A 25432-nucleotide genomic window follows, 5' to 3' on the forward strand; every position below is an offset into this window, starting at 1 on the left:
TGAGCGGAATGCCCCGCCCCGTCGGGGGCGTTGCACCCCCCGGGACGACATTTCTGGCGAGGGGGGAGACCGGTGCCGACCGAGACGCGGGTCCGGGAACGGGACGAGCGGGGAGCGCGGCAGTTGCGACGGCTGCTGGGCGGCCCGGACTGGCCCGCGGTGGTGCCGCCGGTCGGCCCGGCCGCGGTGAGCACGCACACGGTGAGTACGAGCACACCCGCCGGAAGTGAATCTGCGGGCACGTCCGTACGCGTATCCTCGGCGGGAAAGCATCCGACGCGAGGGGATGTGCGGTTGACGACCGAGAAGACGGACGAGCGCAGGGCCCGCTTCGAGCGGGACGCGATGCCCTTCGTCGATCAGCTCTACGCTGCCGGGCTGCGGATGACCCGCAACCCGGCGGATGCCGAGGACCTGGTCCAGGAGACCTACCTGAAGGCGTACGCCGCCTTCCACCAGTTCGAGCAGGGCACGAACCTGAAGGCCTGGCTCTACCGGATCCTGACCAACACCTACATCAACTCCTACCGCAAGCGGCAGCGCCAGCCCATCCAGGCGCCGACCGACGAGATCACCGACTGGCAGCTCGCCGAGGCCGAGTCGCACACCTCCAGCGGGCTGCGTTCGGCCGAGACCGAGGCGCTGGACCGGCTGCCGGACAGCGACGTCAAGGAGGCCCTCCAGCAGTTGCCGGAGGAGTTCCGCCTGGCCGTCTACCTCACCGACGTCGAGGGCTTCTCCTACAAGGAGGTCGCCGACATCATGGGCACGCCGATCGGCACGGTCATGTCGCGTCTGCACCGGGGCCGGCGTAACCTGCGCAAGCTGCTCGAACAGTACGCCGCAGAGCGGGGCTTCAGCGCCGCGGCGTCGAAGAAGGGCTCGACCGCTTCCGCCGGCCGGGAGGTCTGACATGAGCTGTGGAGATCCGCACGAGACGGATTGCCGCGAGGTCATCGCGGAGGTCTACCTCTACCTGGATCTGGAGTGCGCCGAGGAGCGGCGCACGCTGATCCGGCACCACCTCGACGAGTGCGGCCCGTGCCTGCGCGAGTACGGCATCGAGCAGGAGGTGCGGGCGCTGGTGGCCCGCTGCTGCGGCAACGAGACCGCGCCCGACCAGCTGCGGGAGCGGCTGCGGCTGCGCCTCACCGAGCTGGTCGTCTTCGAGACCACCGAGTCGAAGGAGCTTGCCGACTGAGGTCGGGCCGGGCGCGGCAGCCGACCGAGGTCGGTGCCCCCGGAGACAGCGGACGCCGGTGGCCCGGGTCGTGACGACCCGGGCCACCGGCGTCCGCGCCGACTGGTCGACGCCGGGCCGTGGGGCCCGGCCCGCCGGTCAGGAGTTGGGGCGCTTGCCGTGGTTCGCGCCGCTCTTCTTGCGGGCCTTCTTCTTGCGGGCCTTCTTCGCCATGGTGACCTCCTCGTGATGGTCGGATCCCGCCTGCGCACGATCTCGGCGCCGGTGCACGCACCGGTCCTCCCGGCGCCGGGTCCGACCCGCTGATGCTAGTGCGGCCGGCACCCGCCGTCGTCCGCCGGGGCCGCCGACGCCGCGCCACGCCGCACGACCCGCCGGCGGACCGCCCCTGAGTCGATCATCGACCCGGCCCGCGCCGCTCCACGCCCGCCGGAGGTCGCCCGCATGATTGGATACGTCGGCAGGCAACCGCGAGAGGGAGGGCCCGAAGATGGCCGAGGAGATCCGCGCCGAGATGGTGGCGAACGTCTGGAAGGTCGTCGCGTCGGCAGGGGACACCGTGTCCGAGGGGGACACCCTGGTGATCCTGGAGTCGATGAAGATGGAGATCCCGGTCGTCGCCGAGTCCGACGGTGTCGTCAAGCAGCTCGCGGTCAACGAGGGCGACGTCGTGCAGGACGGTGACCTGATCGCGGTGATCGATTGACCGGCCTCTCGGTACGCCGGGCCGGGCCGGCCGACTTCGCGGCGGTGGCCCGGCTGACGGTGGCCGCGTACGAGGCGGACGGCCAGCTGAAGAACGAGCACGGCTACGCCGCCGTACTCGCCGACGTGGCGTCCCGGGCCCGGGACGGCGAGGTGCTCGTCGCCGTCGACGACGCCACCGGCGAGCTGCTCGGCTCGGTGACCCTCGTCCTGCCCGGCACCCGCTACGCCGAGCTGTCCCGGGCGGGTGAGGCGGAGTTCCGGATGCTGGCGGTGGACCCGGCCGCGCAGGGGCGGGGCGTCGGCGCGGCGCTGGTCGAGGCCTGCGTGTCGCGGGCGACCGAGCTGGGCTGTGCCGCCGTCGTCATCTGCGTCCGCGACGGCTTCGCCGCCTCCGCCCAGCGGCTCTACCGGCGACGCGGCTTCGTGCGGGTGCCGGAGCTGGACTGGGTGCCCGTGGACGGGGTGCACCTGCTCGGCCTGCGGCTGGAGCTGACCGGCGCGTGAGCCACCGGCGGCGACGGCTCACCGGCGCCTGAGGAGCCCCCAGAGGCGGCGCAGGCGGGAACGCGGCCGGGGGACCGGCGCGGTGGCCGTCAGCGCGGTGGCCAGGGCCGCCGTCTCCGGATCCAGGGCCGGGCTGGCCAGGGCCAGGTGCGCCAGCGACGGCGCGATCGGCGTCGGGCGGGTCCGGGCGACCGCTGCCACGTCGGCCAGCCGCTCGGTCACCACCCGGGCCACGTCGGCGCGCACCTCAGGGTCGACCCAGGCGGCGGTGACCAGGGCGAACAGGGCCGCCTCGGTGACCCAGTCCTCGACCCCCCAGACCAGGTCCAGCAGCACCCGGCGCCGGGTCGACTCCGCCCACGGCTCGTCGGTGCGGTGGTGCAGCAGGCCCAGACACGCCCACACCTGGACGCAGCGCACCCAGAGCGAGGGGTCCTGCCCGAGTACCCGGCCCAACGCGGTCGGCGGCGCCTCCGGCGGGTGCGCCAGCAGGCCGAGCAGGTCGTCCAGTTCCAGGGTGGCCAGGCCCACCGCCGCGTCGTACGCCGCCGGCGGGTGTGGCCACGCCGGGTGGGCGAGCTGCCGCAGCCGCGCCGCCGCCTCCGGCGAGGGCGCCGGCACGGCGGGCACGACCGTCGTCCCGTCGGGCCGCCAGAGCTGCCGGGTGGTCGCCCGCCGGGGCTCGCGCGGGTCCGGGTCGGGCACGCCGGCCACCTCGATCCGCAGCCCGGGCGCGGCCGTCGCGGCGGCACGCAGCGCGCTGGGCGGCGGGGGCTGGTCCAGCCGTACGGCGCCGAGGCCGACGCGCTCGTCGGTGACGGCCTGACGCAGCGCGTCCACCACGGGCCCGGTCGCCGGGGTGACCTGCCCGAGCCAGGGCCGGCTCCGGCAGCTCTCGGCCAGGTCGCCGTGCTCGTGCGTGTCGTCGGGATGGTCCCGGACGAAGTCGGCGAGCGCGACCAGGTGCGCCACGTCGCCGTCGCGCTGGTGCCGCAGCCGGTGCGCGGTGTGCACGGCGCACTCGAAGGAGGGGTCCCGGGCCAGCGCCCGGTCTATCCAGTCGAGCGCCTCGTCGAGCCGCCCGTTGTCGGCGAGCGTGCCGGCGATGTCGGCGTAGACGGTGAGGTCGCCGGGGTCGTGCGCGACGGCGCGGCCGAGTGCCGCCAGCGCCTCCCGGGTGCGCCCGGCGCTGCGGTACGCGTACCCGAGCCACACCTCGCCGATCTTCGACGGCTCCGCGCGTACGCCCCGGGCGGCCCAACGGATCGCCAGGTCGACCTCGCCGACGCGCCTGGCCAGCGCGGACGCCGCGCCGAGCAGCAGGCCGTGCTCGGGGTGGACGGTGACCGCGTTGCGGGCCAGCGCCAGGTAGGGGGCCAGGGCGGTCCGGCCGGCCCGGGGCACCGGGTCGGGCACGGCGGCGCAGACCTGCATCAGGATCCGGGCGGCCCGGTCCGGTTCGAGGCGCTCGGCGAGTTCCGGGGTGGTCACCCACGGCACCCCGGCCCAGTCCGTCCCCGGCGCGTGGCTGGTCGCCGCGACCAGCAGGTCCAGCCCTTCGGCGGGCCGGCCGGCGGCGGCGAGCAGGTGCGCGCGGGCCACGACGGCCCCGACGAAGGCGTGGCCCTGGAGCGGGAAGAGGTCGACGCCGCCCGCGCCGTCGGTGGCGGCGAGCCGGGCGAGGGTCTCGTGCACCTCGGGCAGGGTCGGGGCCTGGGCCAGCGCGGCGGCGACGTGACCGGCGGCGTGCGCCAGGTCGTTGTCGTCCATGGCCAGACGGGCCAGGGCAAGTTCCTCCGCCGCGGACAGCGACCGGTCGTCCTCGGGCACGTCGTCCTCTCGCTCGTCGGTCGTTGGGGCCGGGCAAGCCTAGGTGATGTTGCGCCGAGATGGTGATCATCTGCGCACTACTGTTCGTTCGATTGCTCAGGCCAGCTCAAACGTGCAAGACTGAGCAGGAAACGCGCGGCAATCGCGCAGTGGGAGGAGTTTCCGTGACGCGTGCAGGGGCCGGCATGGCGGCCGACATCGACGAGCAGCCGGCGGGCTACGAGCGGCTGCTCTCCGCCGAGCACGCCGGGGCGATCGCCCGGGTGGCGGCGGTCATCGCGGAGCGCCGCCCGCGGCACGTGGTCTTCACCGCCCGGGGCACCTCCGACCACGCGGCCCTCTACGGGGCGTACCTGACCGAGATCCGGCTCGGCCTGCCCGCCGGCCTCGCCTCGCCCAGCGTCGTCACCCTCTACGGCGCGAAGCCGGACCTCTCCGACGCGCTGGTCGTCGGCGTCAGCCAGAGCGGCGGCTCGCCCGACCTCGCCGAGGTGCTGCGCACCGCCCGCGCCTCCGGCGCGCTGACCCTCGCGGTCACCAACGCGCCCGACTCCCGGCTGGCCGGCGTCGCCGAGCTCAGCGTCGACATCGCCGCCGGGCACGAGCGCGCGGTGGCCGCCACCAAGACCTACACCGCCGAGCTGCTCGCCCTGCTGATGCTCGTCGAGGGCGTCCGGGCCGGCGACGGCGCGCTGCCCGCCGACGAACGCGAGGCGCTCGCCGCCCTGCCCGAGCTGGCCGCGCGCACCCTGGAGGACACCACCCCCACCCAGCTCGCGCCCCGCTACCGGTTCGCCGGCCAGCTGGTCACCACCGGCCGGGGGTACGCGTACCCGACCGCCCGCGAGGCCGCGCTGAAGCTGATGGAGACCTCGTACCTGCCGGCGCTCGCGTTCTCCGGCGCCGACCTGCTGCACGGCCCCCTCGCCATGACCGACCCGGACGTGCCGGTGCTCGCCGTGGTCGGCTCCGGGCCGGGCGGCCGGTCGATGGGCGAGGTGCTGCCCCGCCTCGGCGAGCGCCGCGCCGACGTGGTGGTGGTCGGCTCCGCCGACGTCGAGGGCGCCACCCGGATGGCCGTCCCCGAGGTCGACGAGCGGTACGCGCCGCTGCTGGACATCCTGCCGTTGCAGCGCCTGGCGCTGGCGCTGGCGCTCGCCCGGGGCGAGGACCCGGACGCGCCGCGCGGGCTGAAGAAGGTCACCGCGACGATGTGACGCCCGTCGTGGCACGCTGGTCGACGTGTCCACGCTGCGCAACCTCGCCGAGGAGCACACCCGCCTCCGCCCGGCCGACATCGACCACCTGCACCGGATCGCCGGCGACTGGCAGTTGCTGTCCGATCTGTCCTTCGCCGACCTGCTGCTCTGGGTGCCCGTGGACGGTGACGGCGCGTTCCTCTGCGTCGCCCAGGTCCGGCCGACGACCGCGCCCACCGCGTACCTGGACGACCAGGTGGGGCGGATCGTCGGCGGGCCCGAGGTGGCCCACCTGGAGGTGGCCCACCGGCAGGGCCGGATCTGGCGGGAGGGCGACCCGGTCTGGTACGGCGACGTGCCGGCCCGGCACGAGGCGATCCCGGTCCGGTTGCGCACCACCGACGGCGAGGCCGGCGAGGTGATCGCCGTGGTGGGGCGGGACACCAACCTCTCCACCGCGCGCACCCCGAGCCAGCTGGAGCTGAACTACCTCACCACCGCCGACGACCTGGCCCAGATGATCGCCGACGGGACCTTCCCGCCGCCGCGCCATCCCGGGGAGACCACGTCGGCCCCGCGCGTCGGCGACGGGCTGGTCCGGCTCGACGCCGGCGGCAAGGTCACCTACGCGAGCCCGAACGCGCAGTCGGCGTACCGGCGGCTGGGCTACGCCTCCCACCTGGTGGGCGAGGACCTGGCGGCGCTGCACCGCCGGCTGGCGAGCGACCCGCTGGAGGGCACGGACGCGGCGAACGGCATCCTCGCGGCGCTGCGCGGCGAGGCGCCGCCCCGCCGGGAGATCGACGCGCGGGGCGCGACGATGCTCACCCGGGCGCTGCCGCTGATGCCCGCCGGGGTGCCGATCGGCGCGCTGGTGCTGGTCCGCGACATCACCGAGGTACGCCGCCGCGACCGCGCCCTGATCACCAAGGACGCCACCATCCGGGAGATCCACCACCGGGTGAAGAACAACCTCCAGACCGTCGCCGCGCTGCTGCGGCTTCAGGCCCGCCGGGTGTCCATGCCGGAGGCCCGGGTCGCCCTGGAGGAGTCGGTACGCCGGGTCGCCTCCATCGCGCTGGTGCACGAGACCCTCTCCATGTCCAGCGACGAGGCGGTCGAGTTCGACGGCATCGTCGACCGGGTGGCCAGCGCCGCCACGGAGGTGGCCGCGACGGAGGCCACGGTCGGCATGCGCCGCGAGGGCAGCTTCGGCGTGCTGCCCGCCGAGGTCGCCACGTCGCTGGTGATGGTGCTCAACGAGTTGCTGCTCAACGCCGTCGAGCACGGCTTCCCGCCGGCCGCCGAGACGCCCGTCGTCCCGACCGGTCCCGGCACCCCCGCCCCGGCCGCGCCAGCCCCGGGGGCGCCCGTGGCGGAGGCGGCTGGTCCGGTCGAGCCGGAGGTGGTGCTGTCGGCGCACCGGTTCCGGAAGATGCTGCACGTCTCGGTCACCGACAACGGGCGTGGGCTGCCGCCCGACTTCGACGCCGAGCGGAGCGGCAACCTCGGCTTGCAGATCGTCCGCGCGCTGGTCACCGGCGAGCTGCGCGGCACCATCGAGCTGCGCGACGGCGCGAAGGGCGGCACCGAGGCGACGCTCGTCGTCCCGCTGGTGCGCAACGCCCCCGAGGGCCGTCCCGCCGGCTGACCCACCCACCCCGGCGCGAGGGCCGGGGGTGCCGGGGCGGCCATGATCAGTTGATTGGAAACCGGCCCCGGAGGCCCCACGACCCCGGCTCCCCGTCGACCGATCAAGCCGGTCGCCGGAGCCGGGGCGGGGTGGGGTGGGTGGGTCAGCGGGTCAGCAGGGCGACGGTGAGTCCCGGGCGCGGCCAGACCCGCTCGACGGTGTAGCCGGCGCGCAGCGCGTCGCCCTTGGCGCCGGTGACGGTGGCCAGCGGATCGTCGCGACGGCCGGCCACGACCAGCCAGACCCGTTCCGCGCCGGCCAGGCACTCGGCCGGCCGGGTGCACTCGGCGGCCCACAGGTCCCCCCTGCGGGCCTGGTCCTGCGTCACCAGCACGTCGCGGGGCCGACGGTCGCCCAGGTGGTACGCGAGACCCAGGTCGAGGAAGAGCCAGCTCTGCCGGGGGGAGTAGACGACCGCGTCGCCCGGCCGCTGGCCGTCGGCGACGATCCGGGCCGCGCCCCGGTAGTCCACCGTCGCGCTGCGCGGCCACTCGTGGGTACGCCGTAGCGCCGCCTGGTCGGGCAGCCCGAGCAGCCCGGCCAGGGCGACGACGGCCAGCGCGGGCGGCAGCGGCACCGTCGCCAGCGCCGCGCCCGCGAGCAGGCAGGCGAAGGGCACCACGAAGACGAGGTACCGGGGCACCCAGAGCGGTACGACCAGCCCCGCGGCGAAGAGCAGCAGCACGGGCAGCAGCACGGCGAGCCCGGGCAGCAGGGCGCGCCGGCCCAGGCGCGCCGCGCCGAGCGCCGCGAGGCCCACCAGGACCCCGCCCACCACCCCGCTCTGCGCCACCCCGCCCGCGAGCGCGGCCAGGTCGTCGGGGCGGACGGCATCCACCCAGCCGAGCTGCCGGGAGCGCTGTTCCCTGGCGAGCAGCACCAGCGGGGTCAGCAGCAGCACGGTGGGCAGCAGGGTGAGCGCCCAGCGCAGCGGGCGGTTCGGCGGCCCCGTACGGCGGGTGGCGAGCACCGCCACCGCGTGCGCGGCGAGCAGGGTGAGCGCGACCAGGTGGGTGAGCCCGAGCGCGGCCACGGCGACGGCGTACCCGGCCCAGCGCGTCCACCGGGGTCGGGCCGTCGCCTCGACCAGCAGCAGAGTCGCCAGCACCGCCAGGAAGGTGGCCAGCGCGTACGGGCGGGCCTCCTGGCCGTACCGCGAGGTGCCCGGGAGCACCGCGAGGAGCAGCCCGGCGAGCAGCCCGGCCCGGGCGCCGAGCAGGCGCTGCCCGAGGAACGCGGTCAGCCCGGCCGTAGCGGCCATGGCCAGGGCGGCGGGCAGCCGCAGCGCGGTCACCGAGTCGCCGAAGACGGCCACCCAGGCGTGCATGAACAGGTAGTAGGGGCTGGTGGCGGCGTCGATGGTGCCGGCTAGCCGGACCAGGTCCCCGGGGGACCGGCTCGCCGCACTCCAGGTGGCCAGCTCGTCGCGCCACGGCTGCGCGTGGTCGATCCCGGTCAGTACCACGGCCAGCGTGGCCAGGCTCGGCCCGATCCAGATCAGCCGGCCCGTGCGATCCGGCCCGCTCACCGCCTCGCGCACCGGCGGGACGCGGTCGCCGGGCGGGTCAGCGGAACCGGTCACATACCGCAGCGTCACACAGTCCGGCCGTCCGGTGCGCCGATCCGCCGATCGGGCGCGGCGTCAGCGGTCTCGGCGCGCCCGCGACGTGTGGCCCGTGATGTGGGATCCCGCACGCACTCGTTGGCCGGCCCCCGTCGGGTGTGGCAGCATGACCTCCATGACCGCCGCTGTCGTCCGCCGCTTCGTGGCTCGTCGCCACGTCGACTACGGCCGCGTGCGCAGCGCGATCTGTCCGGCCCACTGACGACGCCCGATCACTCTGTCTCGGGCGCGCCGCGCGCCGGCTGTTCCGACACCGTTGTCGCCAGCCCGTTCCGACGGGTCGGCCGCGCGCCTTGCGTGTTCCCGAGGCACCGCAGACAACGGAGGACGCCGCCATGGCGGTCAGCAGCATCCCGGCCCGGGCCGGGGACCCGACGTCCCCCCGACCGGCCCGGACTCCCCGCCGGCCCCGAGGTGAAGGTCAGTGGGCGCTCGGTCACCGCGAGCCGCTCAACCCCAACGAGCGGATCAAGAAGGACGACGACCCGCTGAACGTACGGGCCCGGATCGAGAACATCTACGCCCACCAGGGGTTCGCCTCGATCGATCCGCAGGACCTCCGTGGCCGCTTCCGCTGGTGGGGCCTCTACACCCAGCGCAAGGCGGGCATCGACGGCGGCCGTACGGCCGTGCTGGAGCCGCACGAGCTGGAGGACGAGTTCTTCATGCTCCGGGTCCGGGTGGACGGGGGCGAGCTGAGCCTGGCACAGCTGCGGGTGGTCGCGGACATCTCCCGCGAGTTCGCCCGGGACACCGCCGACATCACCGACCGGCAGAACATCCAGTACCACTGGATCCGGGTCGAGGACATGCCGGAGATCTGGCGCCGCCTGGAGTCCGTCGGCCTGCAGACCACCGAGGCGTGCGGCGACTGCCCCCGGGTGGTGCTGGGCAGCCCGGTCGCCGGGGTGGCCCGCGACGAACTGCTCGACCCGACGCCGGCGGTCGACGAGATCGTCCGCCGCTACGTGGGCGACAAGGCGTACTCCAACCTGCCGCGCAAGTTCAAGACCTCCATCTCCTGGCTGGTCGACACCCCGTACGAGGCGAACGACATCTCCTTCCTCGGGGTGGACCACCCGGACCACGGGCCGGGCTTCGACGTCTGGGTCGGCGGCGGCCTGTCCACGAACCCGATGCTGGCCAAGCGGCTCGGCGTCTGGGTGTCGTTGGAGGAGGTGCCGGACGTCTGGGCGGGCGTGGTCGGCATCTTCCGCGACTACGGCTACCGCCGGTTGCGCAACCGCGCCCGGCTGAAGTTCCTGGTCGCCGACTGGGGCGTGGAGAAGTTCCGCGAGGTGCTGGAGAAGGAGTACCTGGGCCGGGCGTTGCTCGACGGCCCGGCCCCGCAGCTGCCCGACAGGCCGGTGGACCACATCGGGGTGCACCCGCAGCGCGACGGGCGCAACTACGTCGGGGCTGCCCCGGTGGTGGGCCGGGTATCCGGCGGGCAGCTCGCCCGCCTGGCCGACGTGGTCGAGGCGCACGGCAGCGGGCGGGTGCGGCTCACCCCGTACCAGAAGCTGCTGGTGCTGGACGTGGCGCCGGAGCGGACCGACTCGCTAATGCGCGAGCTGCGCGGGATCGGCCTGGAGGCGCAGCCGTCGGCCTGGCGGCGCGGCACGATGGCCTGCACCGGCATCGAGTACTGCAAGCTGGCCATCGTCGAGACCAAGGCGCGCGGCGAGGAGCTGGTGGCCCGGCTGGAGGAGCGGCTGCGCGACTTCGACGCCGACATCTCCATCCACCTCAACGGCTGCCCCAACGCCTGCGCCCGCACCCAGGTCGCCGACATCGGCCTCAAGGGCCAGCTCGTCGTCGGCCCGGACGGCCGCCAGGTGGAGGGCTTCCAGGTCCACCTCGGCGGCGGGCTCGGCATGGCCGAGGGACAGACGGCCGGGTTCGGCCGCAAGCTGCGCGGTCTGAAGACCACCGCCGAGGAGCTTCCGGCGTACGTGGAGCGGCTGGCCCGGCGCTACCTGGCCGGCCGGGAGACGGGCGAGACGTTCGCCAACTGGGTGATCAGGGTCGACGAGGAGGAACTCCGATGAGCGATCGAAGCGAGCGAACCAGCGGTGCCGTGGGGCCTCGTCGCGGTGCCGAGCGAAGCGAGGTGACGCGATGAGCGAGACCCGTTCCGCGCCGTTGTACTGCCCGTACTGCGGCGAGGAGGACCTGCGGCCGAGTGAGGCCGGCCACGGCGCCTGGGAGTGCCACGCGTGCGCCCGGGTGTTCACGGTGAAGTTCACCGGCCTGCTCGGCCGGGCGGTGGCCCGGTGAGCGGGGGCACGGGCGACCGGCCCGGTCTCGTCTCGGCGACGGGCCTGGGCCTGGTCGGCCTGGGCGCCCCGGCTCCGGCCGACGCGGCCCGGCGCGGCCCCGACGAGCTGCGCGCGCTGGCCGAGGCGGCCGGCCGGGACCTGGAGGGCGCGCCGGCGCTGGAGATCGCGCGCTGGGCGGCCGAGACCTTCGGTGCCCGGTTCTGCGTCACCAGCTCGATGGCCGACGCCGTGCTGGCCCATCTGGTCTCCCGGGTCGCCCCGGGGGTGGACGTGGTCTTCCTCGACACCGGACTGCACTTTCCGGAGACGCTCCGGGTCCGCGACGAGGTGGTCCGGACGCTGCCGGTGAACGTGCGCTCGATCCGGCCGCGCCTGACCGTGGGCCAGCAGGACGGCCAGTACGGCCCGCGCCTGTTCAACAAGGCTCCGGACGACTGCTGCCAGCTGCGCAAGGTGGAGCCGCTGGAGCGGGCGCTCGCCGGCTACGACGCCTGGGCCGCCGGGCTCCGCCGGGACGAGTCGCCGACCAGGGCGAACACGCCGGTGGTGACCTTCGACGCGCGCCGGGGCAAGGTCAAGGTCAACCCGATCGCGGCCTGGCGGCAGGCCGACGTGGACGCCTACGTCGCCCGCTGGAACGTGCCGGTCAACGAGCTGTTCAAGCAGGGCTACGGCTCGATCGGCTGCTGGCCCTGCACCCGCCGCACGAAGGCGGGGGAGGACCCCCGGGCCGGCCGCTGGGCGATGTTCGAGAAGACCGAGTGCGGCCTGCACGTCTGACCGGGCCGGTCCCGGGCTCTCCCGCGTCGGGGGCGCCCGGGCCGTCAGGGGCGCCCGGGTCGTGGCGGCCGGTCGGGCTGTCGGAGGTGGCCGACCCGGTGGTCCTGGTCGCCCACGGCAGCCGGGACCCGAGGGCCGCCGAGGCGACCCGGGCGCTGGCCCGGGCCGTGTCGGCCGCCCGGCCGGGCACGCCGGTGCTGGCGAGCTGGTTGGACCACACCGAGCCGGGACCGGCGACCGTGCTGCGGAACCTGGCCGCCGCCGGGCACCCCCGGGCCGTGCTGGTGCCGCTGCTGCTCACGGCGGCGTACCACCGGCGGGTGGACGTCCCGGCGGCGGTCGCGGCCGCCCGGGAGGCGGGGCCACCGATCGCGGTACGGGTGACCGACGTGCTCGGCCCGGCCGACGGGGCGGTGGACGCCGGTCTGCTGGCGGGCCTGCACCGGCGGTTGGGTGAGGCGGGGGCGGGGCGCTTCGACGGGCTGGTGCTGGCCGCGGCCGGCACCAGGGACGCCCGGGCGCGCGGGTCGGTGGGCCGGGTGGCCGCCGCGCTGCGCGCCGGTCTCGGCGTGCCCACCCGCGTGTCGTACGCCTCGGCGGCCCCGCCGGCCGTCGCGGCGGCGGTGGCGCGGCTGCGGGCGCGGGGCGCCGGGCGGGTGGCGGTGTCGGCGTACTTCCTGGCTCCGGGCCTGTTCCACGACGCCGTCGCCACGGCGGCGCGGGGCGCCGGTGCGGTGGCGGTGTCCGCCCCGCTGACCGACGCGCCGGAGCTGGCCGATCTGGTCCTGCGGCGCGTGGACGCGGCGAGCCGGTTGGCCGGGATCACGGCCGGGTCGTGATCGGAATCCGGATCACGAATACAGGCTCGGACAGCAGCACGCCCCGGCGGGCGTACCCGGCCGGGGCGTACTGACTGGTGCGTGGGGGATCAGGCGGAGTGAGCGCGCAGCACCCGGAGGCCACCGCGGCGCTTGACAGCCCGCCGCTCCTCCTCGCTCATCCCGCCCCAGACGCCAGCGTCCTGACCGGACTCCAGCGCCCACTGCAGGCACTGGTCGGTCACGGAGCAGCGCCGGCAGACGGCCTTGGCCTGCTCGACCTGCAGGAGAGCCGGCCCGGACGTCCCGATCGGGAAGAACAGTTCCGGGTCCTCGTCGCGGCAGACAGCATGGTGACGCCAGTCCATGGCGGCAACACTCCTCATTCTGGGTGGGTGGCAGAGATTGCTTTCTGTTGCTTTTCCTATATGCATCCGCAGCGCCGAATGGTGACGGTTCGCGTACGCCTATTCGGCAGTGCGTGAGCAGGCTGTGTCGGCCCTGCGGACCTGCTGGAACAGCTCAACCTGACGAGCCTATCCAAACAATGTCCCGGTAACTCAAGTTCGCTTGTGAATACTTTCACGAACGCCCGGGATGTCAAGGGTGACGCTCGGAAAAACTCCGGGCGGTGAGCAAGCCCACAACCCCTTTGTCCGGATTCCAGCGCCTTCCTGGTTACCCGGCGTACCACTGTCGAGGATCAATATAGTACAGTCCGCGTGACATTGCTGACATTTCCGGCACAGCCCCTCGGTGTGGCGGCCGTCGCATCGGTCCGGTGTCGCGGCCGCGTCGACCTAGGGCAGTACCCGAGACCTAGCAGATTACTCTCAGTGCAGCGGGAATGGATGTGAATCTGACTTTTTCCCGCTCGCCAAGGTAGTCGCCGTCGAGCTGGAACGCCTGCGGACGGGCCGAGACCAGGGTGAACTCCGCTACATCGTGCAGCCGCAGCACCTGGCGGCCATGCGGATCTGGGGTCCGGGAGAAGAACTGCGTCACCGTGCGTGTCGTGCTGGCCACCCGGAGCTGCCGCAGGGCGAGCACGTCCAGGCCCAGATCGAACGACGCCTCCGGGTTCGGGTTGACCTCGCGGTCGCCCAGGTACGTCCACGGCGCGGTGTTCTGGATGATGACCGTCGCCAGCTCGCCCTCCGCCAGCTCGTCCGGGCGCTCCAGGCTGATCGCCGGATGGCGACGGTCGGAGTTGAGGAAGTACTGGGCCGCGGTGGACCGGAAGTAGAGCGAGGGCGTCGAGACCCGGCCCCGCCGGCGGGCCTGCTCCACCCGGTGGATGACGGCCGCGTCGAGGCCGAAGCCCGCGCAGAAGGTGAAGTAGCGGTCGTCGGCCCGGCCGAGCCCGATCGTCCGGTAGCGGCCCAGCCGCAGGCCCTCCAGGATCATGCTGGTCCCGTCCGGCCAGTCCCGGGGCAGGCCCAGCGCCCGCGCGAAGACGTTGGTCGAGCCCCCCGGCACGGTCGCCAGGGCGGGCAGCCGCTCGGCCGGCGTGGTGCTGGCGGGTATGGTCGGCGGCTGCGCCGCCATCAGGCCGTTGACGACCTCGTTGACCGTGCCGTCGCCACCGAGCGTGACGACGACGTCGACGCCCTCCTCGGCCGCCTCGCGCGCCAGGTCGGTCGCGTGGCCCCGTCGCCGGGTGTAGCGCACGGAGAGGTCGACTTCGCTGCGCAGTGCCCGGACCAGGACGTCCCGGCTGCGCTCGCTGGTGGTGGTGGCCTTCGGATTGACCACCAGGACGGCCCGCATGGGCGGCACTGTACCGCGCGCCACCACGGGTATCGTGGCGCGCGTGACCATCGACTCCGACCCGATCCCCGCCACCCTCAGCTGGGCGGTCCGGCTGCTGCGGGCCGAGGCGGTCGCCGTGGGACTGGTCGCCGCGTGGCTGCTCTGGGCCGATCTCACCGCCACGACCACCGACCTCACGTCGGCGTTGCTCGTGACCGCGTTCGCCATCGGCGCGGCGGCGGCCCTCTGGGCGCTGGGCGGCGCGTTGGCGCGCCGGAAGGCGGGAGCCCGGGCACCGGCGATCGTGCTCCAGTTGATGCTGCTGCCCATCGGCTGGTTCATGGTCCAGGGCGGGATGGGGTGGCTCGGCGTACCGCTGATGGCGCTCGGCCTCGGGATGACCGCTCTGCTGGTGAGCACCCCCACCACCCGGGCCCTCGGCTTCGAGTGACCCCGCCGGGCCCGCGCGGCCCGGCGCCGGGTGGGCGGCCGGTCAGTAGCCGGAGGCGCGGCGGGTGAGCAGCGAGATGGTGGCCCGGCCGTCGGAGGCCGTCGCGGCCGCCGCCGTGGTCAGCGCCGTGAGCACCTTCCAGGCGAAGGACGACTCGGCGGGGAGCGTCGCGCCGCGGACGGTCGGCACGGTCACCTCCACGGTGAGCGCGTCGTCCGTGACTGCGAAGCGGCAGTCGAGCTCCGCGTCGCGGGTGGCGATGGCGAGCAGCATCGCGCACGCCTCGTCGACGGCGATGCGCAGGTCCTCGATCTCGTCGAGGGCGAACTGCAGCCGCGCCGCGAGCCCCGCGGTGGCGGTACGTAGCACCCCGAGGTAGCCCCCGTCCGCGGGCACGGTGAGGTGCACGACGTCGTCGTCGGTCGTCGGCTGCCCGGTCAGTTGAGTCACCACTCATCCCCCCGGTCGGGGACTCTACCCGCTCGGTCGCCCGAACGTGTGGGGACCGCCACGTGTGCCGCGGGAGCGATCGGGGGCGGCCCCGCTGAGCTGGCGGGGAACCCACTCCTGCGCCATGACGACGACGGCCGGCACGTCCTCGGGACGTGCCGGCCGGATCGTCGGCGGACCGGTGAGGGTCACGCCTGCTTGGTCTCCCAGAAGATCTTGGAGATCTCGTCGATCTTCTGGAGCAGCTCGTCGGCCTTGGACGGGTCGGTGCCGCCCTTCGCGCCGGCGGCGCCGGCCAGCTTGGTGGCCTCGTTGAACAGCTGGTGCAGGTGCGGGTACTTCTCGAAGTGGGCCGGCTTGAAGTAGTCGGTCCACAGCACCCACAGGTGGTGCTTCACCAGATCGGCGCGCTGCTCCTTGATCAGGATGGCGCGGGTGCGGAACTCGGGGTCGGTGTTGGCCTGGTACTTCTCGCAGATCGCCTTCACCGACTCGGCCTCGATCCGGGCCTGGGCCGGGTCGTAGACGCCGCAGGGCAGGTCGCAGTGGGCGCTGGCGGTCACGCGGGGCGTAAGGATGCGCGGAAGTCGCATCAGGATCCTCCATGGGAAGTTTGCGATGATCCAAGACGACATTACTCCTGGACGCGCTCCGGGGAGGCCGGGTGGAGGGGAAACCAATGGGGACCGATCACCCGACGGTGGCCCCCCGGCTGCGGTGGCCGCTGACCGCCGTGCTGGTGACCGGTCCGTCCATGTCGCCCACGCTGCGGCACGGCGACGCGGTGCTGGTCCGCCCCGGCGGCCGGGCGGTCCGCCCCGGCGACGTCGTGGTCGCGGTCTTCCGCAGCCGCCCCGACCTGCTCGTGGTCAAGCGCGCGATCCGCGCCCAGGACGGCGGGTGGTGGCTGCGCGGCGACAACGACCTGGTCACCGACGACTCCCGGGCGTACGGGGTGGCCGACGTGCGGGGCCGCGTGGTGGCCCGCTACTGGCCCCGGCCCGCCCGGGTGCGCCCACAGCGGATATGACCCCGCTCACACCGGTGTGACGGTGGCGACACTATGCTCCACACGTGCCCGGGTGACCCCCGCACCGCGTGCCGCCGCTCGGCGCCTCACCTCGCGTCCGCGCCGGCCGCCCCGTCTGCTCGACAGATCCTGGAGTCACCATGTCATCGTCCACCGTGGACCCCGCTGATCCCGTCTTCCGACTGCACCGGGGCGGCAAGATGGCCGTCGCCTCGACCGTCCCGCTGACCAGCCGCGAGGACCTCTCCCTCGCGTACACCCCGGGTGTGGCCCGGGTCTGCGAGGCGATCGCCGCCGACCCGACGCTCGCCGACGACTACACCTGGGCGTCGCACACCGTCGCGGTCGTCACCGACGGCTCGGCCGTACTCGGGCTCGGCAACATCGGCCCGCGCGCCTCGCTGCCGGTGATGGAGGGCAAGGCGGTGCTGTTCAAGCAGTTCGGCGGCGTCGACGCGGTGCCGGTCTGCCTGGACACCCAGGACGTCGACGAGATCGTGGCCGTGGTGCGGGCGCTGGCCCCGTCGTTCGGCGGGATCAACCTGGAGGACATCAGCGCCCCGCGCTGCTTCGAGGTTGAGCGCCGCCTCGACGAGGCCCTGGACATCCCGGTCTTCCACGACGACCAGCACGGCACCGCGATCGTCGTGCTCGCCGCCCTGCGCAACGCCGCCAGGCTGCTCGACCGCAAGCTCGGCGACCTGCGGGTGACGGTCAGCGGCGCCGGCGCGGCCGGGGTCGCGGTGACGAAGATGCTGATCGCCGGCGGCGTGAACCCCGACCAGGTGGTCGTCTGCGACTCCAAGGGGATCATCGGCCGGCACCGGCCCGAACTGACCGGCACCAAGGCCGAGCTGGCGGCGGCCACCAACGCCGACGGTCGCGAGGGCGACATCACCGAGGCGCTGCGCGACGCGGACGTGCTGATCGGCGTCTCGGGCGGGCAGATCCCCGAGGCGGCGGTCGCCGGCATGGCCCCCGGCGGCATCGTCTTCGCCCTGGCGAACCCGACGCCCGAGGTGCACCCGGAGGTGGCCGCCCGGCACGTGGCGGTCGTCGCCACCGGCCGCAGCGACTACCCCAACCAGATCAACAACGTGCTGGCCTTCCCGGGTGTGTTCCGGGGCGCGCTGGACGCCAAGGCCACCCGGATCACCGAGGGGATGAAGGTCGCCGCCGCCGACGCGATCGCCGGCGTGGTGGCCGAGTCGCTCACCGCCGAGGCGATCGTCCCGTCCCCGCTCGATCCCCGGGTCGCCCCCGCGGTGGCCGAGGCGGTCGCCGAGGCCGCCCGCCGCGACGGCGTCACCCGCTGAACGTGTGAGGAAGGGCTCCTTCCTATCGCTCAGGCGACAGGAAGGAGCCCTTCCTCGCGTCGGTGCCCTTCTTGCCGGGGGCTCGGCTTGTTACCGTGCCGATCATGCGTGCCGCCTTCGTCTCCCGTTTCGACGACGCCAACCCGCTCGCCGCGCTCACCGTCGGCGAGCAGCCCGAGCCGACCCACCCGGCCGACGACTGGGTGACCGTGCAGGTGCGGGCCAGCTCCCTCAACCACCACGACCTCTGGTCCCTGCGGGGGGTGGGGCTGCGCGCCGAGCAGCTGCCCATGATCCTCGGCTGCGACGCCGTCGGGGTGGACCCGGACGGCAACGAGGTCGTCGTCTACCCGGTCATCCCCACCCCGGGCGACCCGCGCGGCATCTCCATCCTCTCGGAGCACTTCCCCGGCACGCTGGCCGAGCGGGTCGCCGTACCCCGGTCGAACCTGCTGGCCCTGCCGGCGGGCCTGGCGGCGACGGACGCGGCCTGCCTGCCGACGGCCTGGCTGACCGCGTGGCGGATGCTGACCACCGTGGGCCGGGTCGCCGACGCCGACGCCGTGCTGGTCCAGGGTGCCGGCGGGGGCGTGGCCACCGCGGCCGTCGCGCTCGCCGCCGCGATGGGCAAGCGGGTGTACGCGACCAGCCGCGACGCCGCCAAGCGGGAACGGATCGCCGAGCTGGGCGCCACCGCCGTCGAGCCCGGCGCCCGGCTGCCGGAGCGGGTCGACGTGGTGATCGAGACGGTCGGCGCGGCCACCTTCGACCACTCGCTGAAGTCCGCCGCGCCGATGGCCCGGATCGTGGTCTCCGGCGCCACCTCGGGACACGAGCCGAAGGTCAACCTGCGCCGGGTCTTCGCCATGCAGCTGGAGATCCTGGGCACCTCGATGGGCACCCCCGACGAGCTGGCCGCCCTGCTCGCGTTCTGCGCCGAGCGCGGCGTGCGCCCGGTGGTGGACTCCGTGCTCCCGTTCGGCGAGGTCGCCGACGCCTTCGCCCGCCTGCACTCCGGCGACGTCTTCGGCAAGGTCGTCGTCGACCACACCGCCTGAGGCCCGCCGTCGCCGTGGGGCCCGCGACGAGCGGGCCCTGGTGGCCTCCCCGGTCGGGAGGCCACCGTCGGTGTCGCCGGGTCCGGTGGCCTTCCCGGCCAGGGAGGCCACCGTCGGTCAGAGGCGGTTGTCGAGGGTGGCGACGTCGTCGCGGGCGGCGTCGGTGGGGATGCGGCCCTTGGCGGCCTGGTCGCCGTAGAGCGACCAGCGCAGGAACTCGACCGTGGTGTCCGAGACCACCCGCAGCGAGGCACCGTCGCTGAGCAGCGCCCGACCGTGGTCGCCCTTCGGCAGGCTCAGCATCGCCTTCGGCCAGGGCACCCTGTCGTAGGCGGCCTTGCCGGCGGCGTACTCGACCACCTCGTCGGCCTCGCCGTGCACGAAGAGCTGCGGGGCGGCGGCGCCCGCGAAGGCGGTGCCGACGCCGAGCGCCGTGCCGGCGAAGACGACCCCGGCGTCCAGCCGTTCGTCCCGGCCGGCGGTGAACAGGCCGATGGTGGTCACCCCGCCGGCCGAGTGCCCGGCCGCCGCCACCCGGTCCGTGGCCAGCCGGCCGCGCAGCGGGTCGCCGTCCTTGCCGTCGAGGGCGAGGACCTGGGTCAGCACGTACGACACGTCGGCCGGCTGGTTGAGCACGTCGAGCACGTTGCCGTCGCCACCCCGCGCGGTGTGCGGGAAGGTCGGCGCGGCCACCACGAACCCGGCCGCCGTCCAGCGGGTGAGCAGCGTCTCGTAGTCGGCCGGTCGGGCGCTCAACCCGTGGCTGAACATCACCACGGGAAACTTCCCCGTGGCGGCGTCCGCCGACCGCTCCGGCTGCCCGCCGGGCTTTCCGGCGGCCGGGTACCAGACGGTCACCGGCAGTGGGCGCTTCCCGTCGCGGTTCAGCTTCAGCTGCCGTACGCCGACGGCGAAGGCCTTCTCGGGTGCGGTACCGACGGGCACCTGCGGGGTGGGGCCGGCCGCCTGTGCGGGCGGCGCCGAGGCCGTCACCTGCGGAGCCGCCTGGGAGCCTGCCGCCTGCGGGGCCGGCCCGGCGTCGTCGGAGCAGCCGACCAGACCGGCGGTGAGCAGTGCGGAGGCGAGCAGGGCGGGGGTGACACGTCGCGGCATGGGAACGATTGTGCCTCGCGGCGCGCCCCGCTCCGCCGCAGACCGCCGCCATCCGCTGCGCTGCCCGCGCCCGGGCCGCTGGTGGTGCCCCGGTGATCAGGACGCCATGGACGTTATCCGGTGGTTTTAGGGTCCATGGCGTCCTGATCACCGTTGGTTGGCGCACCAGCCCGCTCTCCTGATGAGTAGTTTCCATCGGCCTGGGCGGGCGGCGGCTCGGAGGCCGGCGGAGCGTCGACCGATCCCGACTGCCGCTCGGTGGCACTCAGGCGGGCGAGGCCGGCGGCGTCCTTCGCCCGCCGGGGCCGCTCCGGCGTCCAGACGGGGACCGGCCGGGCGCCGGGCGTCCGCTCGGGAGGGTCAGCGGGCGGGGCGGGTCTCGTAGAGCGTCACGCCGGGGCGGCGGGCGTCGCCGGGCAGCCGGCGGCCGGCGGCCGGGTCGCCGTAGAGCGTCCAGCGGAGGAAGTCGGTGGTGGTGGCCAGGACCTGGTCGAAGCCGGGCCGCCCCGGGTTCAGGTACTCGCCGTGGCCCTGCCCGAGCAGGCTCAGGAAGGCGGTCGGGCCGGTCGTGCGCTGATATGCGGCGCGGCCGACCGTCGCCGGCACGATCTTGTCCGCCGTACCGTGCACGAAGAGCAGTGGGGCCGCCAGCCCGGCGAAGCTGCCGGCCGTTCCGCCGCCGGCGATCACGATGCCGGCGCGCAGCCGCCCCGAGCGTCCGGAGGTGAACATGCCGGCCGTGGTGAAGCCGCCCGCCGAGTGGCCGGCGGCGGCGACCCGGGTGACGTCGAGGTGCCCGGCGAGCGGGTCTCCGGCCCGGGCGTCGAGCCGCGTCAGGTGCCGGATCAGCCGCCAGCCGTCGGCCGGCTGGTGGCGTACGTCGGCACGGCTGAACCGGGCCGCGCCGCGCCGGGTGTGCGGGTAGGCCGGGGCGGCGACCACGAACCCGGCGGCGGCCCAGCGCGCGGTCAGCCCGGCGTGCAGCTCGGGCAGGCTGTGCAGCCCGTGGCTGTAGACCACCACGGGGAAGCGCCCGGCGGCCACGGCGTCGCCCTCCGCCGGGTACCAGACGGTCACCGGCAGGGGGCGCGCCGAGGTCGGGTCGACGGTGAACGTGCGTACGCCGACGGCGTAGGCGGCCACGGGCGCCGGACGGGCCGGCGGCGGTGTGCCGGGCGCGGCGGCACCCGCCGGGGCGCAACCGGCCAGCAGCGTCGTCATCAGTGCGGCGACCAGCCGCTTTGTCCCCACGGATCCACGGTAGGTGCCCGGCGGCCCGCAGCGGTCCCGCCGTCCGGACCGGACGCCCTCACCACCCGGCCGGATCGTCTCCACCGGCCGGCTCGACCTGACCCCGGGACGCGCGCCAGGGACGGCGGCGGACAACCGGTGTCGCTAGGGTCACCGCCATGCCTGAGAACCGCACAGACCCGAGCGGCAACACCGAGGCGTTCCGCGCCTACGCCCACACCGCCGAGCCCGAGGCCCCGGCCGGCGCGTCCCGGACGCCGCTGCTCGTCGGCGCGGCGGCGGTCGCGGTCGTGCTGGTCGCCCTCCTCGTCTGGCTCGCGCTGGGCTGACCGGCGTGGAGCCGCCTGGAGGCCCGGCGCCGGGCGCGGGGGAGCCGCGGACGGGAAGCCCGGAGCCGGGCGTGGGGGAGCCGCCGACGGGAAGCCCGGAGTCGGCGGCGGGCCCGGGGCGCGTTCCGGGGCGGTGGCGGAGGCTCCGCTCCGGTCTTCGCGGCATCCACCGGGGCAGTGCCGCCCTCGGCCTGGTGCTGCTGCTCGCGGGGCTGGCGTACGCGGTGGCCATTGGGGCGTACAAGTGGCACCTGCACACCAAGGCGGAGCGGCTGCGGGCGGACGGCGTCCCGGTACTGGCGACCGTGAGCGACCGCCGCGACACCGTCGGACGCGGCGGCGGCACCGACACCGTCCAGGTCTGGTACGAGTACGGCGGCGTCCAGCACAACGAGCGCATCCTCTGCGGCTCGGCCGGCGGCTGTGTCGAGGAGCCTCCGGAGGAGATGATGCTCTGGGTCGATCCGGAGCAGCCGGCGGAGTTCGTGGCCGCCAACGGCAACACCGATGACTCGGTCTTCTTCCTCAACTCCTGGGGCGGCATCCCGTTCGGGCTGCTGGGCGCGGCGTTGGGCGGGGGTTTCCTCTTCGCGGCCCTCGTTCCGACCGGGATGTTCGACCGGCCCGCCCCCGCACCACCCCGGCGGGGCCGGGGGCGCGACCGCGTCCGGCGCACCCGGGCCGCCAGGCGACGCGGAAAGGCCCGCCGCTGAGCCGGCGTGGGTGACGGTCCGGGCGGTCAGCCAGCGGTCTCGATGACGGCGCGGGTCTGGAGGGCGATCTCGCGTTCCTCGTCGGTGCCGACGACGCAGACGGTCACCTCGGCGCCCTCCGGCGAGACGACCCGGTCGCCGGAGCCGGCGTTGCGCTCGGGGTCCATTGCGATGCCGAGCCGGTCCAGGCCGGCCAGGGCGGCGGCGCGGACCGGGGCGGCGTGCTCGCCGACGCCGGCGGTGAAGGTGACGGCGTCCACCCGGCCGAGCAGTGCGTAGTACGCCCCCACGTAGCCGGTGATCCGCCGGCAGTAGACGTCGAAGGCGAGCGCCGCCGCCGGGTCGCCGTCCGCCCGGCGGGCGAGCACCTCGCGCATGTCGTTGGCGCCGGTCAGCCCGAGCAGGCCGCTGCGGTGGTTGAGCAGGTCGTCGATCTCGTCGACGGAGAGCCCGCCCTCGCGGCGCAGGTGGAAGATCACGGTCGGGTCCAGGTCGCCGCTGCGGGTGCCCATCACCAGGCCCTCCAGCGGGGACATCCCCATCGAGGTCGCCACGCTCCGGCCGCCGGCCACCGCGCAGGCGCTCGCGCCGTTGCCGAGGTGCAGGGTGATCGTGTTCACCTCGGCGTACGGGCGGCCGAGCAGCTCGGCGGTGCGCCGCGACACGTACGCGTGCGAGGTGCCGTGGAACCCGTAGCGCCGGATGCCGTACCGCTCGGCGGTGTCCCGCTCGATCGCGTAGGTCGCGGCGGCCTCGGGCAGGGTGGTGTGGAACGCGGTGTCGAAGACGGCGACCTGCGGCACGTCCGGCAGCGCCGCCCGGGCGACCTCGATGCCGGCCAGGTTGGCGGGGTTGTGCAGCGGCGCGAGCGGGACCAGGTCGCGGATCGCGGCCAGCACCTCGTCGTCGATCAGCACCGGCTCGCCGAACCGCTTCCCGCCGTGCACGACCCGGTGCCCGACGGCGGCCAGCCCGGTGAGGTCCAGCCCGTCGAGGATGCCCCGGACGGCAGTCTCGTGGTCGGCCGGACCGCCGCCGGCCTCGCCGACCCGTTCCACGGTGCCCTTGTCGACCACCCGGTCGCCGTCGAAGAGCCGGTACTTCACCGACGACGACCCGCAGTTGAGGACGAGGACGCGACCGGCCGGGCGCTCCTGCGGGGCGGCGGGACCGCTCATGACGACTCCTCGGTGGCCGCGGCCTGGATGGCGGTGATCGCCACGGTGTTGACGATGTCCGGCACGGTGGCGCCCCGGGACAGGTCGTTGACCGGCCGGCGCAGGCCCTGCATCACCGGCCCGACGGCCACCGCCCCGGCGGAGCGCTGCACCGCCTTGTACGTGTTGTTGCCGGTGTTGAGGTCCGGGAAGATGAAGACCGTGGCCCGGCCGGCGACGTCGCTGCCGGGCAGCTTCGTCGCCGCCACGGCCGGGTCGATGGCCGCGTCGTACTGGATGGGCCCCTCGACGAGCAGGTCGGGCCGGCGCTCGCGGACCAGCTTGGTGGCCGCCGCGACCTTCTCCACGTCGGCGCCCGCCCCCGAACTGCCGGTGGAGTAGGAGAGCATCGCGACCCGGGGCTCGATGCCGAACCGGGCGGCGGTGTCGGCCGAGGAGATGGCGATGTCGGCGAGCTGGGCGGCGTCCGGGTCGGGGTTGACGGCGCAGTCGCCGTAGACCAGCACCCGGTCGGCGAGCAGCATGAAGAAGACGCTGGAGGCCACCGAGACGCCCGGCACGTTCCGGATGATCTCGAACGCGGGACGGATGGTGGCGGCGGTGGTGTGCGTCGCGCCGGAGACCATCCCGTCGGCGTGCCCCGTCTGGACCATCAGCGTGCCGAAGTAGTTCGGCTGGGCGACGATGTCGTGGGCCAGGTCGGGGGTCATGCCGCGGTGCGCGCGAAGCTCGGCGTACGTGGCGGCGAACTCGTCGCGCCACTCGCTGGCGACGGGGTCGACCACCTGGGCGCCGGTGATGTCGATGCCCAGCTCGCGGGTGCGCCGGGCGACGTCGTCGGGGCGGCCGAGCAGGGTGATGTCGGCGACGCCCCGGCGCAGCAGGATCTCCGTGGCCCGCAGGATCCGTTCCTCCGCCCCCTCCGGCAGCACGAGGTGCCGGCGCCGGGCCCGGGCGCGGTCGATCAGGTCGTACTCGAACATCAGCGGGGTGACCCGCTCGGAGCGGCTGACCCGCAGCCGGCGGGCCAGGTCGTCGGTGTCCACGCAGCGCTCGAACGCGCCGAGCGCGGCCTCCACCTTGCGCGGGTTGGCCGCGCTGGGTCGCCCCTCGATCCGGCTGGAGGCGGCCACGGTGTCGTAGCTGTCGCTGGGCACGGAGAGCACCGCGAGCCCGGTGTTGAGGCCCTCGACCAGCCGCATCGCGCGCGGGTCGGGCTGCTCGCCGAGGGTCAGCACCAGCCCCGAGACGGAGACCTGCCCGGCCACGTGCGCGGCGCTCGCCGCCACCAGCAGGTCGGACCGGTCGCCGGGAGTGATCACCAGGGCGCCCTCGGTCAGGTGGTCCAGCAGCGTCGGCACGTGCGCGGCCCCGACCACGTAGTCGAGCACGTCGCGGCTGAGCGCGTCGTCGTCACCGGCGAGCAGGGTGGCGCCGAGCGCCGCCGCCACCTCGGCCACCGTCGGCGCCGACACGGTCGGCACCTCCGGGATGGCGTACGTGGGCACGGGCAGCTCGGGCAGCGTCATCGGGCCGGGAACCCGGTTGGCGATCACCGCCAGCACCGTCGCCCCCAGGTCCTCCAGATCGTGGTACGCCCCGCGCGCGGCGGCCGCGATCGCCGCCGGCTCCTGCCCGAAGCCGTCGACGACGGGCACCACCACGCTGCCGAACTCGGTGGCCAGCCGGGCGTTGAAGGCCAGCTCGCGGGGGCCGGCCCCGTCGCCGCCGTCGGCGAAGTCGCTGCCGACCACGACCACGGCGGGGCAGCGCCGCTCGACCTCCCGGTAACGCTCGACGATGCCGGCGATGAGCTGCTCCCGCCGCCCGTCGGCGACCAGCGCGGTCGCCTCGGCGTAGCTGGTGCCGCTCAGGTCGGCCAGCGGAAGCTCGATCCGGTAGCGGTCACTGAGCAAAGCGAGGATCGGGTCGGGGCCGTGCCCCCGGACCAGCGGCCGGAACGCGCCGATCCGCTCGACCTGCCGGGACAACAACTCGGCCAGGCCGAGGGCGATGGTCGACTTCCCGCCGCCCGAACCCACGCTGGTCACGTACACGCTCCGGGCCACGCCCCCACGCTACAAGATCGTGCAGGTGCCCGCCGAGATCCAAACCCTGAGCAGGCAGGATCCTCGTCTCACTCCGTCGGCGG

General features: G+C 74.7%; 27 protein-coding genes. 16 read left to right on the forward strand and 11 right to left on the reverse strand.

Translation table 11 applies throughout. The features are described 5' to 3' along the window. Positions 1-72 precede the first annotated feature (72 nt). Together ABZ573_RS12060 and rsrA are read left to right on the forward strand one after the other, a co-directional pair. Positions 73-912, forward strand: a complete 840-nt coding sequence (locus ABZ573_RS12060; RefSeq protein ID WP_151457065.1) for a sigma-70 family RNA polymerase sigma factor — start codon at positions 73-75, stop codon at positions 910-912. A gap of 1 nt (position 913) precedes the next feature. After that, a complete protein-coding gene (gene rsrA / locus ABZ573_RS12065; protein ID WP_151457066.1) occupies positions 914-1201 on the forward strand; it encodes a mycothiol system anti-sigma-R factor in 288 nt (95 codons plus the stop codon). Positions 1202-1339: 138 nt separating this feature from the next. On the opposite strand, the gene ABZ573_RS12070 is transcribed toward rsrA, so the two are convergent. Next, positions 1340-1471 carry a hypothetical protein gene (locus ABZ573_RS12070; protein ID WP_255421071.1) on the reverse strand — a complete coding sequence of 44 codons (132 nt, stop codon included), beginning with the start codon at positions 1469-1471 and terminating at the stop codon, positions 1340-1342. Between the two features lie 220 nt (positions 1472-1691). Between ABZ573_RS12070 and ABZ573_RS12075 the strand changes: the two genes are divergently transcribed. Both ABZ573_RS12075 and ABZ573_RS12080 read left to right on the forward strand, forming a co-directional pair. Further along, positions 1692-1907, forward strand: coding sequence for a biotin/lipoyl-binding carrier protein (locus tag ABZ573_RS12075; RefSeq protein WP_088973021.1), 216 nt, complete (start codon positions 1692-1694; stop codon positions 1905-1907). After that, positions 1904-2413, forward strand: coding sequence for a GNAT family N-acetyltransferase (locus ABZ573_RS12080; protein ID WP_358117754.1), 510 nt, complete (start codon positions 1904-1906; stop codon positions 2411-2413). The genes ABZ573_RS12075 and ABZ573_RS12080 overlap by 4 nt, the downstream gene beginning before the upstream one ends. Before the next feature lie 18 nt (positions 2414-2431). On the opposite strand, the gene ABZ573_RS12085 is transcribed toward ABZ573_RS12080, so the two are convergent. Next, entirely contained in the window at positions 2432-4243 is a 1812-nt protein-coding gene (locus ABZ573_RS12085) for a tetratricopeptide repeat protein (RefSeq protein ID WP_358117758.1), read from the reverse strand. A gap of 185 nt (positions 4244-4428) precedes the next feature. On the opposite strand from ABZ573_RS12085, the gene ABZ573_RS12090 reads away from it, so the two are divergent. Both ABZ573_RS12090 and ABZ573_RS12095 read left to right on the forward strand, forming a co-directional pair. Next, positions 4429-5460 carry an SIS domain-containing protein gene (locus ABZ573_RS12090; RefSeq protein ID WP_132231368.1) on the forward strand — a complete coding sequence of 344 codons (1032 nt, stop codon included), beginning with the start codon at positions 4429-4431 and terminating at the stop codon, positions 5458-5460. A 25-nt stretch (positions 5461-5485) separates the two neighbouring features. Then, positions 5486-7093: a histidine kinase N-terminal domain-containing protein gene (locus ABZ573_RS12095; protein WP_358117761.1), complete on the forward strand. Its 1608-nt coding sequence runs from the start codon at positions 5486-5488 to the stop codon at positions 7091-7093. Positions 7094-7238: 145 nt separating this feature from the next. Here ABZ573_RS12095 and ABZ573_RS12100 read toward each other — a convergent pair whose 3' ends face one another. Then, a complete protein-coding gene (locus ABZ573_RS12100) occupies positions 7239-8663 on the reverse strand; it encodes a glycosyltransferase family 39 protein (RefSeq protein WP_358117884.1) in 1425 nt (474 codons plus the stop codon). Between the two features lie 431 nt (positions 8664-9094). On the opposite strand from ABZ573_RS12100, the gene ABZ573_RS12105 reads away from it, so the two are divergent. From ABZ573_RS12105 to ABZ573_RS12120, 4 genes are all read left to right on the forward strand, one after another. After that, entirely contained in the window at positions 9095-10810 is a 1716-nt protein-coding gene (locus ABZ573_RS12105; protein WP_358117764.1) for a nitrite/sulfite reductase, read from the forward strand. Between the two features lie 70 nt (positions 10811-10880). Then, positions 10881-11039: an IS1 family transposase gene (locus ABZ573_RS12110; RefSeq protein ID WP_121399684.1), complete on the forward strand. Its 159-nt coding sequence runs from the start codon at positions 10881-10883 to the stop codon at positions 11037-11039. Next, positions 11036-11821 (forward strand): phosphoadenylyl-sulfate reductase, encoded by a 786-nt coding sequence (locus ABZ573_RS12115; RefSeq protein WP_358117767.1) that lies wholly within the window; start codon positions 11036-11038, stop codon positions 11819-11821. The genes ABZ573_RS12110 and ABZ573_RS12115 overlap by 4 nt, the downstream gene beginning before the upstream one ends. Positions 11822-11898: 77 nt before the next feature. Further along, entirely contained in the window at positions 11899-12660 is a 762-nt protein-coding gene (locus tag ABZ573_RS12120; RefSeq protein ID WP_358117887.1) for a CbiX/SirB N-terminal domain-containing protein, read from the forward strand. 89 nt (positions 12661-12749) lie between these two features. Here ABZ573_RS12120 and ABZ573_RS12125 read toward each other — a convergent pair whose 3' ends face one another. Continuing rightward, the gene (locus ABZ573_RS12125; protein WP_007072794.1) at positions 12750-13007 is read right to left on the reverse strand and encodes a WhiB family transcriptional regulator; all 258 of its coding nucleotides are present in this window, start codon (positions 13005-13007) and stop codon (positions 12750-12752) included. A 451-nt stretch (positions 13008-13458) separates the two neighbouring features. Further along, the gene (locus ABZ573_RS12130; RefSeq protein WP_327029499.1) at positions 13459-14409 is read right to left on the reverse strand and encodes a diacylglycerol kinase family protein; all 951 of its coding nucleotides are present in this window, start codon (positions 14407-14409) and stop codon (positions 13459-13461) included. Between the two features lie 43 nt (positions 14410-14452). Between ABZ573_RS12130 and ABZ573_RS12135 the strand changes: the two genes are divergently transcribed. Then, complete coding sequence (locus ABZ573_RS12135) at positions 14453-14842, forward strand: hypothetical protein (protein WP_311413043.1); 390 nt, start codon at positions 14453-14455, stop codon at positions 14840-14842. Between the two features lie 42 nt (positions 14843-14884). Here the strand turns inward: ABZ573_RS12135 and ABZ573_RS12140 are convergent, their stop codons facing one another. Together ABZ573_RS12140 and sodN are read right to left on the reverse strand one after the other, a co-directional pair. Beyond that, positions 14885-15292, reverse strand: coding sequence for an ATP-binding protein (locus tag ABZ573_RS12140; protein WP_132231108.1), 408 nt, complete (start codon positions 15290-15292; stop codon positions 14885-14887). 188 nt (positions 15293-15480) lie between these two features. Next, positions 15481-15885 (reverse strand): superoxide dismutase, Ni, encoded by a 405-nt coding sequence (gene sodN / locus ABZ573_RS12145; RefSeq protein WP_088998581.1) that lies wholly within the window; start codon positions 15883-15885, stop codon positions 15481-15483. 86 nt (positions 15886-15971) lie between these two features. On the opposite strand from sodN, the gene ABZ573_RS12150 reads away from it, so the two are divergent. From ABZ573_RS12150 to ABZ573_RS12160, 3 genes are all read left to right on the forward strand, one after another. After that, positions 15972-16322: a S24 family peptidase gene (locus ABZ573_RS12150; RefSeq protein WP_151457052.1), complete on the forward strand. Its 351-nt coding sequence runs from the start codon at positions 15972-15974 to the stop codon at positions 16320-16322. A gap of 140 nt (positions 16323-16462) precedes the next feature. After that, positions 16463-17638 carry an NADP-dependent malic enzyme gene (locus ABZ573_RS12155; RefSeq protein WP_151457053.1) on the forward strand — a complete coding sequence of 392 codons (1176 nt, stop codon included), beginning with the start codon at positions 16463-16465 and terminating at the stop codon, positions 17636-17638. A gap of 95 nt (positions 17639-17733) precedes the next feature. Continuing rightward, positions 17734-18696, forward strand: coding sequence for a zinc-binding dehydrogenase (locus ABZ573_RS12160; protein ID WP_358117772.1), 963 nt, complete (start codon positions 17734-17736; stop codon positions 18694-18696). Positions 18697-18813: 117 nt separating this feature from the next. Here the strand turns inward: ABZ573_RS12160 and ABZ573_RS12165 are convergent, their stop codons facing one another. Both ABZ573_RS12165 and ABZ573_RS12170 read right to left on the reverse strand, forming a co-directional pair. Next, positions 18814-19809 (reverse strand): chlorophyllase, encoded by a 996-nt coding sequence (locus ABZ573_RS12165; protein WP_151457055.1) that lies wholly within the window; start codon positions 19807-19809, stop codon positions 18814-18816. A gap of 360 nt (positions 19810-20169) precedes the next feature. After that, positions 20170-21060, reverse strand: a complete 891-nt coding sequence (locus ABZ573_RS12170; protein ID WP_358117775.1) for an alpha/beta hydrolase — start codon at positions 21058-21060, stop codon at positions 20170-20172. 158 nt (positions 21061-21218) lie between these two features. On the opposite strand from ABZ573_RS12170, the gene ABZ573_RS12175 reads away from it, so the two are divergent. Then, positions 21219-21389: a hypothetical protein gene (locus tag ABZ573_RS12175; protein WP_192581597.1), complete on the forward strand. Its 171-nt coding sequence runs from the start codon at positions 21219-21221 to the stop codon at positions 21387-21389. Positions 21390-21460: 71 nt separating this feature from the next. Next, entirely contained in the window at positions 21461-22102 is a 642-nt protein-coding gene (locus tag ABZ573_RS12180; RefSeq protein WP_151457389.1) for a hypothetical protein, read from the forward strand. 26 nt (positions 22103-22128) lie between these two features. Here ABZ573_RS12180 and ABZ573_RS12185 read toward each other — a convergent pair whose 3' ends face one another. Both ABZ573_RS12185 and pta read right to left on the reverse strand, forming a co-directional pair. Next, positions 22129-23280 carry an acetate kinase gene (locus ABZ573_RS12185; RefSeq protein WP_151457388.1) on the reverse strand — a complete coding sequence of 384 codons (1152 nt, stop codon included), beginning with the start codon at positions 23278-23280 and terminating at the stop codon, positions 22129-22131. Then, complete coding sequence (gene pta / locus ABZ573_RS12190; RefSeq protein ID WP_151457387.1) at positions 23277-25349, reverse strand: phosphate acetyltransferase; 2073 nt, start codon at positions 25347-25349, stop codon at positions 23277-23279. Before pta ends, ABZ573_RS12185 begins: the two co-directional genes overlap by 4 nt. Positions 25350-25432 lie beyond the last annotated feature (83 nt).

The sequence above is a fragment of the Micromonospora sp. NPDC007220 genome (genome assembly GCF_040634035.1).
GTDB classification, from domain to species: domain Bacteria; phylum Actinomycetota; class Actinomycetes; order Mycobacteriales; family Micromonosporaceae; genus Micromonospora; species Micromonospora reichwaldensis.

Coding starts and splice junctions, on each gene's coding strand:
- rsrA (WP_151457066.1), top strand. CDS start 914: ATGAGCTGTGGAGATCCGCACGAGACGGATTGCCGCGAGGTCATCGCG.
- ABZ573_RS12075 (WP_088973021.1), top strand. CDS start 1,692: ATGGCCGAGGAGATCCGCGCCGAGATGGTGGCGAACGTCTGGAAGGTC.
- ABZ573_RS12090 (WP_132231368.1), top strand. CDS start 4,429: ATGGCGGCCGACATCGACGAGCAGCCGGCGGGCTACGAGCGGCTGCTC.
- ABZ573_RS12105 (WP_358117764.1), top strand. CDS start 9,095: ATGGCGGTCAGCAGCATCCCGGCCCGGGCCGGGGACCCGACGTCCCCC.
- ABZ573_RS12110 (WP_121399684.1), top strand. CDS start 10,881: ATGAGCGAGACCCGTTCCGCGCCGTTGTACTGCCCGTACTGCGGCGAG.
- ABZ573_RS12125 (WP_007072794.1), bottom strand. CDS start 13,007: ATGGACTGGCGTCACCATGCTGTCTGCCGCGACGAGGACCCGGAACTG.
- ABZ573_RS12130 (WP_327029499.1), bottom strand. CDS start 14,409: ATGCGGGCCGTCCTGGTGGTCAATCCGAAGGCCACCACCACCAGCGAG.
- sodN (WP_088998581.1), bottom strand. CDS start 15,885: ATGCGACTTCCGCGCATCCTTACGCCCCGCGTGACCGCCAGCGCCCAC.
- ABZ573_RS12150 (WP_151457052.1), top strand. CDS start 15,972: ATGGGGACCGATCACCCGACGGTGGCCCCCCGGCTGCGGTGGCCGCTG.
- ABZ573_RS12155 (WP_151457053.1), top strand. CDS start 16,463: ATGTCATCGTCCACCGTGGACCCCGCTGATCCCGTCTTCCGACTGCAC.
- ABZ573_RS12165 (WP_151457055.1), bottom strand. CDS start 19,809: ATGCCGCGACGTGTCACCCCCGCCCTGCTCGCCTCCGCACTGCTCACC.
- ABZ573_RS12175 (WP_192581597.1), top strand. CDS start 21,219: ATGCCTGAGAACCGCACAGACCCGAGCGGCAACACCGAGGCGTTCCGC.
- ABZ573_RS12185 (WP_151457388.1), bottom strand. CDS start 23,280: ATGAGCGGTCCCGCCGCCCCGCAGGAGCGCCCGGCCGGTCGCGTCCTC.